The 15,452-nt window shown below is 64.2% G+C and carries 14 protein-coding genes; 7 read left to right on the top strand and 7 right to left on the bottom strand.

The annotated features are described in order from the left end of the window. Window positions 1–735 carry a FadR/GntR family transcriptional regulator gene (locus OKW44_RS32720; protein WP_429412217.1) on the bottom strand — a complete coding sequence of 245 codons (735 nt, stop codon included), beginning with the start codon at window positions 733–735 and terminating at the stop codon, window positions 1–3. A gap of 161 nt (window positions 736–896) precedes the next feature. On the opposite strand from OKW44_RS32720, the gene dgoD reads away from it, so the two are divergent. Further along, window positions 897–2,045 carry a galactonate dehydratase gene (dgoD, locus tag OKW44_RS32715; protein ID WP_018421739.1) on the top strand — a complete coding sequence of 383 codons (1,149 nt, stop codon included), beginning with the start codon at window positions 897–899 and terminating at the stop codon, window positions 2,043–2,045. Window positions 2,046–2,292: 247 nt separating this feature from the next. Continuing rightward, entirely contained in the window at window positions 2,293–2,595 is a 303-nt protein-coding gene (locus OKW44_RS32710; protein WP_018421741.1) for a hypothetical protein, read from the top strand. A gap of 135 nt (window positions 2,596–2,730) precedes the next feature. Here OKW44_RS32710 and OKW44_RS32705 read toward each other — a convergent pair whose 3' ends face one another. Beyond that, window positions 2,731–3,660: a CopD family protein gene (locus tag OKW44_RS32705; protein ID WP_018421742.1), complete on the bottom strand. Its 930-nt coding sequence runs from the start codon at window positions 3,658–3,660 to the stop codon at window positions 2,731–2,733. Next, complete coding sequence (copC, locus tag OKW44_RS32700; RefSeq protein ID WP_018421743.1) at window positions 3,657–4,034, bottom strand: copper homeostasis periplasmic binding protein CopC; 378 nt, start codon at window positions 4,032–4,034, stop codon at window positions 3,657–3,659. The genes OKW44_RS32705 and copC overlap by 4 nt, the downstream gene beginning before the upstream one ends. 394 nt (window positions 4,035–4,428) lie before the next feature. Here copC and OKW44_RS32695 point away from each other — a divergent pair, with 394 nt between their 5' ends. From OKW44_RS32695 to OKW44_RS32680, 4 genes are all read left to right on the top strand, one after another. After that, window positions 4,429–5,160 (top strand): c-type cytochrome, encoded by a 732-nt coding sequence (locus OKW44_RS32695; RefSeq protein ID WP_035471052.1) that lies wholly within the window; start codon window positions 4,429–4,431, stop codon window positions 5,158–5,160. 21 nt (window positions 5,161–5,181) lie between these two features. Next, window positions 5,182–6,483: a c-type cytochrome gene (locus OKW44_RS32690; RefSeq protein WP_018421745.1), complete on the top strand. Its 1,302-nt coding sequence runs from the start codon at window positions 5,182–5,184 to the stop codon at window positions 6,481–6,483. 132 nt (window positions 6,484–6,615) lie between these two features. Continuing rightward, a complete protein-coding gene (gene trhA / locus OKW44_RS32685) occupies window positions 6,616–7,236 on the top strand; it encodes a PAQR family membrane homeostasis protein TrhA (RefSeq protein WP_035471054.1) in 621 nt (206 codons plus the stop codon). Window positions 7,237–7,462: 226 nt separating this feature from the next. After that, window positions 7,463–9,043, top strand: a complete 1,581-nt coding sequence (locus tag OKW44_RS32680; RefSeq protein ID WP_018421747.1) for a DEAD/DEAH box helicase — start codon at window positions 7,463–7,465, stop codon at window positions 9,041–9,043. 59 nt (window positions 9,044–9,102) lie between these two features. Here OKW44_RS32680 and OKW44_RS32675 read toward each other — a convergent pair whose 3' ends face one another. The 4 genes from OKW44_RS32675 to ggt form a co-directional block, all read right to left on the bottom strand. Then, on the bottom strand, window positions 9,103–9,636 hold the full coding sequence (locus OKW44_RS32675) for a hypothetical protein (RefSeq protein ID WP_018421748.1): 534 nt from the start codon (window positions 9,634–9,636) through the stop codon (window positions 9,103–9,105). A gap of 138 nt (window positions 9,637–9,774) precedes the next feature. Continuing rightward, a complete protein-coding gene (locus OKW44_RS32670; protein ID WP_026226031.1) occupies window positions 9,775–10,602 on the bottom strand; it encodes a ferritin-like domain-containing protein in 828 nt (275 codons plus the stop codon). A 339-nt stretch (window positions 10,603–10,941) separates the two neighbouring features. Next, window positions 10,942–12,312: an MFS transporter gene (locus OKW44_RS32665; protein WP_018421750.1), complete on the bottom strand. Its 1,371-nt coding sequence runs from the start codon at window positions 12,310–12,312 to the stop codon at window positions 10,942–10,944. A 185-nt stretch (window positions 12,313–12,497) separates the two neighbouring features. Next, the gene (gene ggt, locus OKW44_RS32660; RefSeq protein WP_018421751.1) at window positions 12,498–14,138 is read right to left on the bottom strand and encodes a gamma-glutamyltransferase; all 1,641 of its coding nucleotides are present in this window, start codon (window positions 14,136–14,138) and stop codon (window positions 12,498–12,500) included. Window positions 14,139–14,476: 338 nt separating this feature from the next. On the opposite strand from ggt, the gene OKW44_RS32655 reads away from it, so the two are divergent. After that, the gene (locus tag OKW44_RS32655; protein ID WP_026226032.1) at window positions 14,477–15,256 is read left to right on the top strand and encodes a DeoR/GlpR family DNA-binding transcription regulator; all 780 of its coding nucleotides are present in this window, start codon (window positions 14,477–14,479) and stop codon (window positions 15,254–15,256) included. Window positions 15,257–15,452 lie beyond the last annotated feature (196 nt).

Raw genomic sequence — 15,452 nt, 5'->3', positions numbered from 1 at the left:
TCAGCCTTCGATTCGCCCGCGCGTCACGCCGAGCAATGACGCCATCGCCGCGTACGCCGCGGCGGCATCGCGGGCGCGAATCGCGTCGAACACCGCCGTGTGCTCGGCGAGCGACGCGTTGAACACATCGGCGCGTTTCGCATTGAGCCGCAATTGTGCCTCGAGCGTGCGCTCGATCAGCGCGCCAAGCGGGATCAGCAGTTCGTTGCTGCACGCGGTGAGCACGCACAGGTGGAACTGCAGATCCGCGCGCACCCATTCGTCGACGTTGCGCGCCGCCACCATCGCGGTATGCGCGGCCGCAAGCGCACCCAACGTGTCGACGGTGTGCGCGGCGGCTGCGAGGCCGGCGGCATAAGGCTCGACCATCTCGCGCATTTCCTGCAGCTTGAGCGCGAACGCCATCGGCTCGGCGACGCGCGAATACCAGTCGAGCAGATCGGCATCGAGCAGATTCCACGCGGACTTGACCCGCACGCGCGTACCCACGCGCGGCCGCGATTCGATCAGCCCTTTCGACGTCAACGTGCGCAGCGCCTCGCGCAGCACCGTGCGGCTCACGCCGAACATCTCCATTAACTCGGCTTCGCGAGGCAGGATCGACTCCGGCGCATAGTCGCCGCGCAGAATCGCGGTCGCCAGCAGTTGGGCGACTCGCCCGTGCAGATCGTGCGGAATGGTTTTCTCCTCGCGGTTGATGATCCCGTCGCGCAACGCGCGCGGTAAGTCGGCCACATCTCACCACTATGTGGCAAATAATACTATTAATAGTATTTTAATGCGGTTTTGTTGTAGCATGGAATTCCCCGAAATTTTGCATGCCCGCAGACCTGCTTTGCATGGGTTCGGAGTAAGCGCCAAAGCGCCAACTTCGATCGACACCGGAGACACATACCATGAAAATCACCAAGCTCGAAACCTTCATCGTCCCGCCGCGCTGGTGCTTCCTCAAGATCGAGACCGACGAGGGCATCGTCGGTTGGGGCGAGCCGGTGGTGGAAGGCCGCGCGCATACGGTCGCCGCGGCCGTCGAGGAACTGTCCGATTATCTGATCGGCAAGGACCCGCTGTTGATCGAGGATCACTGGCAGGTGATGTACCGCGCGGGCTTCTATCGCGGCGGCCCGATCACGATGAGCGCGATCGCCGGCGTCGATCAGGCGCTGTGGGACATCAAGGGCAAGCATCACGGCGTGCCGGTGCATGCGCTGCTCGGCGGCCAGGTGCGCGACAAAATCAAGGTGTACTCGTGGATCGGCGGCGATCGTCCGAGCGATGTCGCGAACAACGCACGCGCGGTGGTCGAGCGCGGCTTCAAGGCCGTCAAGATGAACGGCTCGGAAGAGCTGCAGATCATCGACACCTTCGACAAGGTGCAAGGCGTGATCAACAACGTCGCGGCGGTGCGCGAGGCGGTCGGGCCGAACATCGGAATCGGCGTGGACTTCCACGGCCGCGTGCATAAGCCGATGGCGAAAGTGCTCGCCAAGGAACTCGACCCGTACAAGCTGCTGTTCATCGAAGAGCCGGTGCTGTCGGAAAACGCCGAGGCGCTGCGCGACATCGTCAATCAGACCAACACGCCGATCGCGCTCGGCGAGCGTCTTTATTCGCGCTGGGACTTCAAGCACATCCTGTCGGGCGGCTACGTCGACATCATCCAGCCGGACGCGTCGCACGCGGGCGGCATCACCGAGTGCCGCAAGATTGCCGCGATGGCGGAAGCCTACGACGTCGCGCTCGCGCTGCATTGCCCGCTCGGCCCGATCGCGCTCGCAACCTGTCTGCAGATCGACGCGGTCAGCTACAACGCGTTCATCCAGGAACAGAGCCTCGGCATCCACTACAACAAGGGCAATGACCTGCTCGATTACATCAAGAATCCGCAAGTCTTCAAGTACGAAGACGGCTTCGTGACGATTCCGCAGGGCCCCGGACTCGGCATCGAGGTCAACGAAGAGAAGGTGCGCGAAATGGCGAAGGTCGGTCACCGCTGGCGCAATCCGGTGTGGCGTCACGAGGACGGCAGCGTCGCCGAATGGTGATCTGAACACCTGAACGAAACAGGCGGAATGCCGCCGGCGGGCCACGTGACACTCGGGCCGTCGCAGTAACGTAACATCCCGGACCAGGCGGCCCGAACCGGCGTTCGAGCGCTGCCGCCCCGACCTGCATCACTCCCCGCCGAGCCTTATCCCGCCTGGCTTTCGCGACGTTTGTTCGGTATCGGACATACGTATGGCCTGCTCCTTGCTGAAATGCATGCCAACAACGCATGCAGCGAGGAGCACCATGGGCGAATTCCTTCCCGACTATCTGATCCGCGAACAGGCGGCGGTCGGCGCGCTGGTTGCGTTCGGCGTGCTGCGCATCATCGGCGCGATGCTCGCGTACGAGCGCGGATGGAACATCTCGGTGGTCGGGAAATGCTTTATCGCCGCGGCGGTGCTGTACTGCCTGCCGCAGATCTTCGATCTGCTCACGCAGATGGTCGGCTCGCACGCGGCCGGCGCCGAACTCGAAGGCAAGGCCGCGGGCTGCGCGATCGCGTTGTTCTGCGCGCCGATTCTCGGTCATCGCCTCGGCTTCGAGTAAGCGGGCTTCGCAGTGCGGCGCTTTTTTACGCGGCGCGCATCCGCGGGTGCTGTCGTAGAACTGACGCACGATGGACGCGCGCGGCCGTCGCGCATCCATCGCCGATTGATCAATCGCCTATGCCGCGCCGCGCGTTCAGCCGAGCGCAGCGAACGCCGGCACGGTGTGTGACAACGCGGCCGCGACGACGAACACGCCGATCATCACGAGCGCTTCCAGATACATCACGTTGACAAAGGTGTGCGCATCCATCGTCGATGCGGTGCGACGCAGGCGTGGCAGCGCCGATGTGCGGTTCAGCGCGCCGAGCACCAGCGCGAGCGCGACCAGCACGAGCTTCAACGTCAGCACATGACCCCACGTGCTCGCCTGAATCGCTTCGAACGAACTGCCCGAGTCGCGCACCGCATTGAAGACGCCCGACAGCAACACCAACGCGACCGCGACGATCGACACGTTCGACACCTGGGTCGCCGTGCGGATCAGCATGCCCCGCGCGGTGGATGCCCCGAGCGCCGGCAGCACCGCCAGGCCGGCGGCCATCGCGAGTCCGCCCCATACGCTCGTTGCGAGCACGTGCAGCGTCTGCATGCCGATCGCGGCCGACACGACGCCGGCATCGGCCGCATGACCGAGCGACGCCTTACCCGCCGCGATCACCAGCACCGCGAGCCACAGCAGCGTATTGCGCAGCATGCCCGTGCCATGGCTCAGCGCGGTGCCGAGCAGCACCAGTGCGCCGCCGAACGCGACGCTCCAGCCATAGCCGACATGCGTTTGCGTCAGCACCGTCGGCACCACGCCGAACGCCGCGGACAACGCGACACCGCTCATCGACGCCGCCTGATACAGGAGCCAGCCGAGATCCGCGAGCACCAGCACGATGGTGGCCGCGAGCATCGAGCGTTGCGCGCGCATCGAGCCGGGACGCGCCGGTGAAGTGCCCTGGAGTCCGTCCCTCGCGAGCCATGCGCCGAGTAGCGCCGAGCCGACGGCGAAGCCGAACGAGACGTTCATGAGCGCGGCCATTGCGACCTGCCCGATCCACAGTCCGTCGAAGTTCATTTGACGTTGAACGCGAAGTCGCCATGGGTACGATGGCCGTCGGTGGCCACCGCGATCCAGTGCACCGCATAGCGGCCGCTCGTCAACTGAGGCAGCGCGAGGTGCATCACGCGGGCGTCCGCGCTATCGACCGTCGACGCGCCCGGCGTCGCGGGCTTGCCGTTTGCATCGGCGAGTGTGATCTTGCTGAATGCGGGCTCGAGCGGCTCGGTGAAATGGAGCGTCAGGTCGGTAGGCGCGACGGCGTCGGCGTTCGCGGCCGGCACGCTCGAGATCAGATGCGCATGCGCGAACGCGGTGGACGACATGGCCAGCGCCACCGCGCCGGACATCAACGCTCGCAGCGTCGACGAGGAGAAATCGAATAGCTTCATATAGCCCGATAGCGGATGAGAACGAACGGAACATAGCCGGGCCGGCAAGGCGCATCGTCTGCACGACGGCCGGCGAGCCCGGAAGTGTACGCTTCGATGGTGCGCGCGGGGATCGGTTCAACCCGGCTTGATCGAATGCGTCACGCGGCATCACGCTTGCGGCCGCGACGCCGTGATTGTTTTTTGAGGCAAAGACGTCGACCACGATCCGTGACGCAACCAAGGTCCGAAACCGGCATAACGCGACACACTGTCGCATGGCGGTCACACCTGGAACCGTCTCTAATGCGGCAAATAGTCACTACTACCCTTCGATGATAGAATGCTGCGTCGCCGCAGCGACGGCTGTCCTTCACACCGAGCCGCCCGAAGTTCGGTCAGGTCCCCGATTCTGATGGAGTTACGCGTGTCTTCAAGACGCCTCTTCCGCCCGTTGCTTGCCCTTCTGTTGATCGGCACCGCGGGTGTCTATAGCGCAGCGAAAGCGCAGACTCAACCGAAGGCCCCCGACACGATGGAAGCACGCGTGCAAGGCTGCACGGCCTGCCACGGCTCGCATGGGCAAGGTACCGACAACGACTACTTCCCACGCCTCGCGGGCAAGCCGGCGGGATATCTGTTCAATCAGTTGCAGAACTTCCGTGAAGGGCGCCGCAGGTACCCGCCGATGAACTACCTCGTCACGTATCTCTCCGACGACTACCTGCATCAGATCGCCACTTTCTTCTCGCAACAGCGCCCGCCGTATCCGACGCCGGCCAAGCCGACGGTCTCGGCCGCCACGCTCGCGCGCGGTGAGCAGATCGTGCTGCACGGCGATGCGAACAAGCAGGTGCCCGCTTGCGCGGCCTGCCACGGCAAGGCGCTGACCGGTATGGAACCGGCAATCCCGGGTCTCGTCGGCCTGCACGCCGACTACATCAGCGCGCAGCTGGGCTCATGGCGCTCGGGCACGCGTCGCGCGATCGCGCCGGACTGCATGCACACCATCGCCACGCGCCTCAGCGACGAAGACGTGAACGCCGTCGCGGCCTGGCTTTCCATGCAGCAGGCTCCGCAAAACCCCGTGCCGGCTCCGGCCCGCTCCTTGAAGACTCCGCTTGCCTGCGGCAGCGAACCGCAATAAGGCGCCGGGAGAGACATTCAAATGAAACGCAAGTCTTTGTTCGCCCTCTCGGCAGTCGTCGTGGTCGCGGCCGCCGCACTCGTTCCCGTCCTGTGGTCGGGCGGCGACAATCTGCATAGCAGCGGCGCAGCCGTGGCGGCAACGCCCGCGGACCAGGCCGACCTGATCAAGAAGGGCGAGTACCTCGCCCGCGCCGGCGACTGTATCGCCTGCCACACGGTGCGCGGCGGCCTGCCGTTCGCGGGCGGCCTGCCCATGGCTACGCCGTTCGGCACGATGTTCACGCCGAACATCACGCCGGACGACCAGTACGGCATCGGCAAGTGGACCCAGGACGACTTCTATCGCGCGATGCACACCGGCCGCTCGAAGGACGGCAGCCTGCTTTATCCGGGCTTCCCGTTCACGAGCTACACGAAGGTCACGCGCGCGGACTCCGACGCGATCTACGCGTACCTGCGCTCGGTCGCGCCGGTCAACGTGCCGAGCCGTCCGCACGAACTGAAATTCCCGTTCAACCAGCGCAACATGCTGATCGGCTGGCGCACGCTGTTCTTCCGTGAAGGCGAGTTCAAGCCGGATCCGACCAAGTCGGTCGAATGGAACCGCGGTGCGTATCTGGTCGAAGGCCTTGGTCACTGCGGCATGTGCCACACGTCGATCAATGCGATGGGCGCCCCGGTCAGCTCGGCCGCGTTCGCGGGCGGCCTGATTCCGCTGCAGAACTGGTATGCGCCGTCGCTGACGTCGAACCGCGAAGCCGGCCTCGGCGACTGGGACCTCAAGGACATCGCCGACCTGCTCAAGACCGGCGTGTCGAGCCGCGGTGCGGTGTTCGGTCCGATGGCCGAAGTGGTTCACAACAGCCTGCAGTATCTGTCGACCGAAGACATCAACGCGATGGCGACGTACCTGAAGACGATTCCGCAGAAGAGCGAAGCACCGGAACCGCTGCAGCTCGAAACCTCGGAAAAATTCGGCGGCGAACTGCTGAAGCAAGGTCAGAAGATCTACGCTGACAACTGCGCGAAGTGCCATGAGGAAAACGGTCTCGGCCGGCCGCCTGCATTCCCGCCGCTCGCGAACAACCAGTCGATCCAGATGCCGTCGGCGGTCAACCCGATCCGCATGGTGCTGAACGGTGGTTATCCGCCGAGCACGGAGGGGAACCCGCATCCGTATGGCATGCCGCCGTTCGCGCAAGCTCTGTCGAATCAGGAAGTGGCAGCGGTCGTGACGTACATCCGTATGTCCTGGGGCAACCACGGCACGGCCGTGTCGCCGCAGCAGGTGGCCGATTTGCGTTCGGCGCCGCTCGACTAAGCAGGGTTCGATGCACCCCGGGCGCGGCCTGCGAAATTCGCGGCCGCGCCCTTCGTTTTTTCAGGACCGGTATCATGTGGGCCTGTTTGTGTTGGTGGTCACCCTCGCGGGACCGTGCAGGAGGAAAGAGTTGTGCCCTTCGGTGAGCGTTTGAATAGCATTACCCATCTCGTCGGCGCCGTGCTGTCGGTGGTGGGGCTGGCGGCGCTCGTCACGATGGGCGCGCTCGCCGGCGACGCGTACAAGGTCGTCAGCTTCGCCGTATATGGTGCGATGCTGTTCGTGCTGTACGCGATCTCGACGCTGTATCACAGCGTCAGCCATCCGCGTCTGAAGGCGATTCTGCAGAAATGCGATCATTCGGCGATCTACCTGCTGATCGCCGGCAGCTACACGCCGTTCACGCTCGTCACGTTGCGTGGACCGTGGGGCTGGTCGTTATTCGGCGTGAGCTGGGGGCTCGCTGCCCTCGGCATCGTGCAGGAACTCACGCTCGGGCGACGCACCCGCAGCGTGTCGATGGTGCTGTATGTGTTGATGGGATGGCTCGCGCTCGTAGCCGTCCACCCGCTGGTGCAGGCGTTGCCGGCCGCGGGGACCGCGTGGCTCGTGGCCGGCGGCGTCATCTATAGCGTCGGCATCTATTTCTTCATCAACGACGAGCGCATCCGCCACGGACATGGTATCTGGCACCTGTTCGTACTGGCGGGCAGTCTGTGTCAATTCGTCAGTGTCGCGCGCTATGTCGCGTGACATTCCACGGCGACGAATTGCAACTTAAGGCCAGTCGACGTGTCTGCATAGCGCGTTGAAACATTCGGCACATCTGTGAGCGTGCCGCCGATTTCTCCGTGAACGGAACCGGGCCTCGGCCCTCGAACACGCCATGCGGGCGTGTCGATTCCGCGCTGGTTTTTCCGCGTTGGGGTCCTTTGGACCCAGCGGGGCCGTTCGCGACACTGCATTGCAAAGAGCTTTTATGTCTTTTGATTCCCTCGGCTTGTCCGAACCGCTGGTCCGCGCTGTCAATGAACTCGGCTACACCAGCCCGACTCCGATCCAGACTCAGGCGATCCCGGCCGTGCTCAACGGCGGCGATCTGCTCGCCGGCGCGCAAACCGGCACCGGCAAGACCGCCGGCTTCACGCTGCCGATCCTGCAGCGCCTGAATTCGATGCCGCCGGCCGCCGGCGGCAAGCGCGTGGTCCGCGCGCTGATCCTCACGCCGACGCGTGAACTCGCCGCGCAGGTCGAAGAAAGTGTGCGCGCCTACGGCAAGTATCTGAAGCTGAAGTCGACCGTGATGTTCGGCGGCGTCGGCATCAATCCGCAGATCGATGCGCTCAGGCGCGGCATCGATATCGTCGTCGCGACGCCGGGCCGTCTGCTCGATCACATGCAGCAGAAGACCATCGACCTGTCGCATCTCGAGATCCTCGTACTCGACGAAGCCGACCGCATGCTCGACATGGGCTTCATCCACGACATCAAGCGCGTGCTCGCGAAGCTGCCGCCGAAGCGCCAGAACCTGCTGTTCTCGGCGACCTTCTCCGACGAGATCAAGACACTCGCCGATGGCCTGCTCGACTCGCCGGCGCTGATCGAAGTCGCGCGCCGCAACACGACGGCCGAAACGGTCGCGCAGAAGATTCACCCGGTCGATCGCGACCGCAAGCGCGAGTTGCTCACGCATCTGATCCGTCAGCACAGCTGGTCCCAGGTGCTCGTGTTCACGCGCACCAAGCACGGCGCAAATCGCCTCGCCGAGCAGCTGGCGAAGGACGGCATCAGCGCGCTCGCGATTCACGGCAACAAGAGCCAGTCGGCACGCACGCGCGCGCTCGCCGAGTTCAAGGACGGTACGCTGCAGGTGCTGGTGGCGACCGACATCGCCGCACGCGGCATCGATATCGATCAGTTGCCGCACGTGGTCAACTTCGATCTGCCGAACGTGCCGGAAGACTACGTGCATCGCATCGGCCGCACGGGTCGCGCGGGTGCGACCGGCGAGGCGGTGTCGCTCGTGTGCGTCGATGAACTGCAGTTGCTGAAGGACATCGAGAAGCTGATCAAGCGTCCGGTCCCGCAGGAAGTGATCGCCGGTTTCGAGCCGGATCCGACCGCGAAGCCGGAGCCGATCCTGCGACGCGGGCAGGGCGGCGGCGGGCGCTCGCCGCGCCAGGGACAAGGTGCGGTGCGTCGTGACGGCGGTGCTGGTGGTGGCGCACCGTCCAAGCCGGCTCAAGGCTCCGGTCAGCGTTCGGGACAAGGCACGGGTCAGCGTTCGGGCCAGCGTGCGTCGAACGCTCAGCCCACGCCGCGGCCACAAGGTGCGAAGCCGGCCGGCAATGGCAATCAGCCGCGTCGCGATACGCAGCGTCACGACGATCGGCCGCGTGCCGCCGCGCATGATGGCGCTCCCGCGAATCATGCGCCGCGCAAGCCGCAGGGCAATCGTTCGCACAACGGCAATCCGGGCGCGTTGCTCGGCGGCGGCGCGAAGCGCAACGATGCGCCGCGTGGTGCGCAGCCGTCGCGCAACGGCGCCCGTGGCCGTTAAGCGTCGCGCGGCCTAAAGGCTGCCCGCGCATCAGCCGTTAGCGCTTTCCTGCTCGAAGACTAACGGCTGCTCGCGGCGGCAGCCTGCTTCAAATGCTCGACCTGCCGTTCCCACCGCTCGAGCACCACACTCCCCTCTCCTTGCAATTCGAACGTGATGCCGCCCGTCAGGCGCGCATAACGGACGCTTTGTGCCTCCGCTGTGTCGATCGAGCCGAGCAGATAGACAAGGCCGCTGTCGTCGCCAGCAACACCGGGCAGCGGCGCGACACGCAACTGCACCTGATAGAACGCCGCATCGCAGACGAAGCTCAGCGCCGCGCGCCCGCTTTGCGCGATCGCGCGCGTCGCGCGCGCCTGCGGCCATAGCGCGACGCACAGCGTGCGCGAGTCGGGCGCATAGAGTTCGCCGACGCTCAGCAGAGATGTGCGCACGTGGCCGTTCGCATCGACGGTCAGTAGCGACGCGGTGAAGCCCTGCTTGTCCGCAAGCGACGAACCGTCGAACAACGCGCGCACGTTGGCGGGCCATTCGTCGAACACGATCTGTTCGAGCGGACGCGCGGACGTAGATGCGGAGGAGGAAGCGCTCATGCCATCGATCCAGTCGAAGTAGTCGGTAAAGCTCCATCATGCCTCGAAAAAACCAAAGCCCGCATGAGCGGGCTCCGGTTCGCTTCGTCAGGTCGTCGCAGTTGCATTCAGCCGATGCCTCGCGCAACGATCGATAGCTCAGCGAAAGAATACGTGTTGCGTGATCTTCGCGAGCGGATAGTGCACGCCCGGCTGAATGCGCGCCGGCAGATCGAGTGGCTTGAGCAGCATCTTCACGCACATGTCGGCGGACAGATTGCGGCGCACCAGCTTGTTGATGCGCGCCGCGCGCTCGCGGTTATACGCGGAGTCGTGCACGCGCTCCGGATAGCGAATCGCGAACACGTGCCGCAACGCGATCTCCGAATCTTCGTTCTTGATCTCCATCACGCGACGCATCAACGCGCCGAGCACCGCGAGCCGACCGTTGCCCTCGATCCGGTTGTACTTCTTGAAGTACCTGAAAAAGTGCTTGTAGTGACGGACTTCGTCGGTGCGGATGTTGTCGGTGATCTGCTTGAGCACCGCTTCGTCCGAGCACTCGTTGATCGCGCGGTACAGCGTCGCGGTACCCGTTTCGACTACGCAACGCGCGACCATCTCCAGCGCGCGGGTCTTTTCGAAATCCTCGACCGAGCACGTGAGCGAATACTCGCCCATGAAATTGCGGAACGCGGTGTCCCAGTCGAACTCGGGCCATACATACGCGATATAGGTCTTCAGCGCCCGGCCGTGCTGCATTTCCTCGGGCTCCCACTCGTGGTTGAGCCAGGCCGAGACCTCAGGGTCGTCGTTGAAAAATGTACTCAGATTGCTGGTGTAGAGATCGGTGCCGCTTTCGATGAACGAAGCCGCGCACAGCAACAGCAGCAGGTCCTCGTTGGCCGCGGCCTTCTGACGGTCAATGCGCGTCAGATCGATGTCTTCGATCCGCCAGGGCATGACATGGTTCAGCTCTGTGTGCATCGTGTCTTGCTCCCATGCTGTACCGACCCGTGGAGTTCTTTGCAACTGCCACCGCGCTCGCCGTGATGTTTCTGCGTGTCGGATACAACGCCGTGAATTAGAGTTGGGCCCTTGTACTCTGCATGGTAGCCGGAGATATCCGACCATGCAGATCACACAGCACAGACCATGCCGCATCGACGCAGTTCCGATTTCAAGATAGTCGAAATCTTCCAACGTGTTAAAACATGTGCGCAAGGCAAAAAAAAAAGCCCGCCCAAAAGGCTGGCTTTTCGGACAGACATCAGACCCGGCAGGGTTGGGGACACGGGCGGGCCCTCCAGGCGAGGCCTCTCTCCCTCAGGCAGGCTGGACTTCGCCCGCGATGGGACGCACGCGACGCATGCGCAGCGCGACGATGATCAGCGATAGGCCCGAGAGCACCGCCGCAAGCAGGACGTAATAACTTGGCGCGAGTTTGTCGCCGGTCAAATGAATGAAGGTTTCGACGATGGTCGGCGCGAAACCGCCGAAGATCGTCACGCCGATGCTGTAACCGATTGAAAGGCCAGTCGAGCGCACCTGGGTCGGGAAGATCTCCGACATCAGCGCGGGCATCGGCCCCGAGTACGAGGCCTTGAAAATACCGGCGACGCCTTGCAGCACGAGCAGCCAGCCAATCGTCGGATGTGTCTGCAGCCATGCGAACATCGGATAGATCAGCAGGCCCATCAGGATCGACGTGCTCAGCATGATGCGAATTCGGCCGATGCGATCGGACAGCGCGCCCATGATCGGCGAGAAGATGAACTGCATGCCGCCGTTCAGCACGACCACGCCGAACGACGCAGCCGCCGCCATATGCAGCTGCTTGACCGCGTAAAGCGGCATGTAGAGCTGCAGCACGTACACGCCGACCGTCGACTGCGCAACCATGCCGATCGCGAGCAACAGGTTGACCCACTGATTCGAGAACGACGCGTCCTTCGTTCCGCTGACGACGTTGTGCTCGCCAGTCGCCTCGCGAGCCGCGCGCTCTTCACGCAATGCGAGGAATTCGGGCGTCTCGTCGAGATGCGAGCGGATGTAGTAGCCAACTGGCCCGACCAGCAGACCGAACACGAACGGCACACGCCAGCCCCAGCTGTTCAGATGCTCGGCCGGCAGCCACGCGGTCAACAGCGAACCGAAGGCCGCCGCGGTGATCGCCGCGAGACCCTGGCTCGCAAACTGCCAGCTCGCGTAGTAGCCGCGCCGGGTCGCGCTGTGCTCGACCATGAACGCGGTCGCGCTGCCGAACTCGCCGCCGACCGCGAAGCCCTGCACGAGCCGCGCCAGCAGCACCAGCAGCGGCGCGGCGAGACCGATCGTCGAAAACGGCGGCATCACGGCCATCGTGAAAGTACCGACCATCATCAGCGCGATCGCGAGCGTGAGCGCCGCCTTGCGGCCCTTGCGGTCGCCGTACACGCCGAGCACGATCGCGCCGAGCGGGCGCATCAGGAACGAGAGGCCGAAAGTGGCGATCGCGAGCAGCGTCGACAGCCACTCGTCCTGCATCGGGAAGAACTGTTTCGCGATGATCGTCGCGAAGTAGCCGTAGACCAGGAAGTCGAACCACTCGAGCGCGTTACCGATCGACGACGAGAAAACGATCCGCCGCACCATCGCTTTCGAAAGCGGCGCGGCGTGGGGGGAAGCGGTCGTCGAGTGCGACGCGGGGGTGTTCATGATGGTCTCCTGCCTGTCTGCTGCGTGATAGCTGTCGTAGGTGCGGCACCGCCTGGGCCAGCGAGGCGGCTGGCGGGCGCGCAATAGCGCGGCATACGGCATGCCGCGCGTTCGTTACGTGTTACCCGGGTGTCGGACCTGAGTCCCCGTGCGGACCTCGGCCCCGGGCGTTGCCTCGTCGTGGCCTAGAAGCCGGCGGCGAGACCGTCGCGGCGGCTGTCGCTGGCTGCGACGTAGCCGCGCTCCGGCTCGTTGCGATCGAGTTTCCAGATGAACTGGCCGGAGCCGAAGTCCATGTACGGATCGTCGACCGACTTGATCGTGTGGCCGAGCTTCTGCAGGCCCTCGGTGGTCTTTGGATCGAGCGTCGACTCGATATCGACCGTGAAGTCGCGGTTGACCTTCCAGCGCGGCGCGTCGCACGCGGCCTGCGGCTGCTGACCGTAGTCGAGCATGCGCACCACAGTTTGCAGATGGCCTTGCGGCTGCATGTCGCCGCCCATCACGCCGAAGCTCATCACCGCTTCCTGCTGGCCGTTCACCTGCTGGGTGAGGAACGCCGGGATGATCGTGTGGAACGGCCGCTTGCCGCCTTCGACGACGTTCGGCGACTTCGGATCCATCGAGAAGCCGCAGCCGCGGTTCTGCAGCGCGATGCCGCTGTCCGGCACCACCACGCCCGAGCCGAAGCCCATGTAGTTCGACTGGATGAAGCTGACCATCATGCCGCTCTCATCCGCGGCCGACATGTAGATGGTGCCGCCCGCCTTCGGCATGCCGAAGTCGAAGTGCGTCGCCCGCTTCGGATCGATCAGCTTGGCGCGCGAGCTCAGGTACGCGTCGTCTAGCATCTGCTCGGGCGTGACTTCCATCGACCGCGGATCGGCCACATAGCGATACAGGTCGGCAAACGCGAGCTTCATCGCTTCGATCTGCAGATGCTGCGACTCGACGCTGTCGACCTTCAGCGACTTCACGTCGAACTTCTCGAGGATGCCGAGCGCAACCAGCGCCGCGATGCCCTGGCCGTTCGGCGGAATCTCATGCACGGTGTAGCCGCGATAGTCCTTGCCGATCGGCTCGACCCAGTCCGCGCGGTAGTTTCGGAGATCGTCGGCGCTCAGCGCGGCGCCGCCTTCGCGTGCGAACGCGGCGATCCGCTCGGCGATCTCGCCTTCGTAGTACGCGCGCGGGCCCTGCTCGGCGATCAGGCGCAGCGTCTTCGCGTGACCGGGGAAGCGCACCAGCTCGCTGACCTCAGGCGCGCGGCCGCGCGGCATGAAGGTCTGCGCGAAGCCCGGCTGATCCCTCAGTTCCGGCACCGCGGCCGCCCATTTGTACGCGACGATGCTCGCCACCGCGTGACCGCGCTCGGCGATCTCGATGGCCGGCTCCATCAGGTCGGCGAACGGCAGCTTGCCGAACTTCTGGTGCAGCGCTTCCCAACCGGCGATCACGCCCGGCACCGTGACGGCGTCCCAGCCACGCTTCGGCTGTTTCGCGAAGCCGTTTTCCTCGCCGTATTTGCGCTTGAAGTAATCGACGTTCCACGCAGCCGGCGACACGCCCGACGCGTTCAGACCATGCAGCTTCTTGCCGTCCCACACGAGCGCGAACGCATCGCCGCCCAGGCCGCACGACACCGGCTCGACCACTGTGATCGCTGCGGCGGCCGCGATGGCCGCGTCCACTGCATTGCCGCCCTTCCACAACATGCGCAGCCCGGCCTGCGCCGCGAGCGGATGCGAGGTCGAAACGATATTGCGTGCGAATACGGGCAGACGTTGCGTCGGATAAGGGTTTTGCCAGTTGCTGAAGCCAGTCATGTCGAACACTCTCGAAAGCGCGGGCCGGCACGAAAAAGTCGCCGGACATCATGGGAAAAGTTGTAAGGCAGGTAAATCGCGGAACCCCGGATTGCATCGCGAAGCGCGCCAAAAAACAAATTCATTTATCAAATGAATAAATGCATATTTCGTCTGAATGAAGGTTCGAGCAGGTTCAGAGCGTTCGCGGCGAGTTCCAGCGGATTGCGCCAGTTGGCGGACATGGGGCGCGATGGTCTTACAATAGCCGCAATCGCATTCGTCGACGGCGGGCTTCCTGCCAGTCGCTCGATGATCGCGACGGAGCACGCCGCCACGACAGCCACCACACGAGACACATGACACGAGACCCCCGCCTGACTCTCAACGCCCGGCAACAGGAATTGCTGGAGTGGGTGCAACGCGACGGCTTCGTGACCGTGGACGACCTCGCGAGCCACTTCGACGTCACCCCGCAGACGATCCGCCGCGACGTCAACTGGCTCGCCGATATGAATCTGCTGCGCCGCTATCACGGCGGCGCCAGTCTGCCGACCAGTTCCGAGAACGTCTCCTACACCGCGCGCCAGCGCATGTTTCATGAAGAGAAAAGACGCATCGCGGCGCTAGTCGCCACTCACATTCCCGATCAGGCATCGCTCTTCATCAACCTCGGCACGACCACCGAGGAAGTGGCACGCGCGCTGAACCGTCACCGTGAACTGCGCGTGATCACGAACAATCTGAACGTCGCGAGCATGATGAGCGGCTACCCGGATTGCGAAGTGCTGGTGACGGGGGGCATCGTGCGGCCGTGGGATAAGGGCATCGTCGGTGAATTGGCGATCGACTTCATCCGGCAGTTCAAAGTCGATTTCGCGATTATCGGCACGTCGAGCATCGAAACGGACGGTACGCTGCGCGATTTCGACACGCGTGAAGTGCGTGTCGCCGAGGCGATCATCCAGCACGCACGCACCGTGTTCCTCGCCGCCGATCACTCCAAGTTTGGCCGCCCGGCGCTAGTTCGCCAGGGACATCTGGAGCAGATCGACGCGTTGTTCACCGACGCCGCGCCGCCCGCGGACATGGCCGAGGCGCTGAACGCCGCGAATTGTCAAATCTATATCGCCGGATAATTACAGGCGATCTCCGCCATGCTGCGGCGCACGCAAAACCTCGCGTGAAATCATGAATTTGGCCGCGGGGCCGGACCGCCTATCGCGCGTCCAATTGTCAAATGGAAAATTTACGGGGACCGGGTTGGCGTTTCATCGGTGCTCGCCTACACTCCAGTTCCCCAACGTGCGTTGCGAGTTTCGCACCGCGTCGGTT

It is taken from the genome of Paraburkholderia lebeckiae, assembly GCF_050436325.1.
In the GTDB taxonomy this organism is placed as follows: Bacteria; Pseudomonadota; Gammaproteobacteria; order Burkholderiales; family Burkholderiaceae; genus Paraburkholderia; species Paraburkholderia tuberum.
This window is presented reverse-complemented; position numbering and strand designations above follow the sequence as displayed.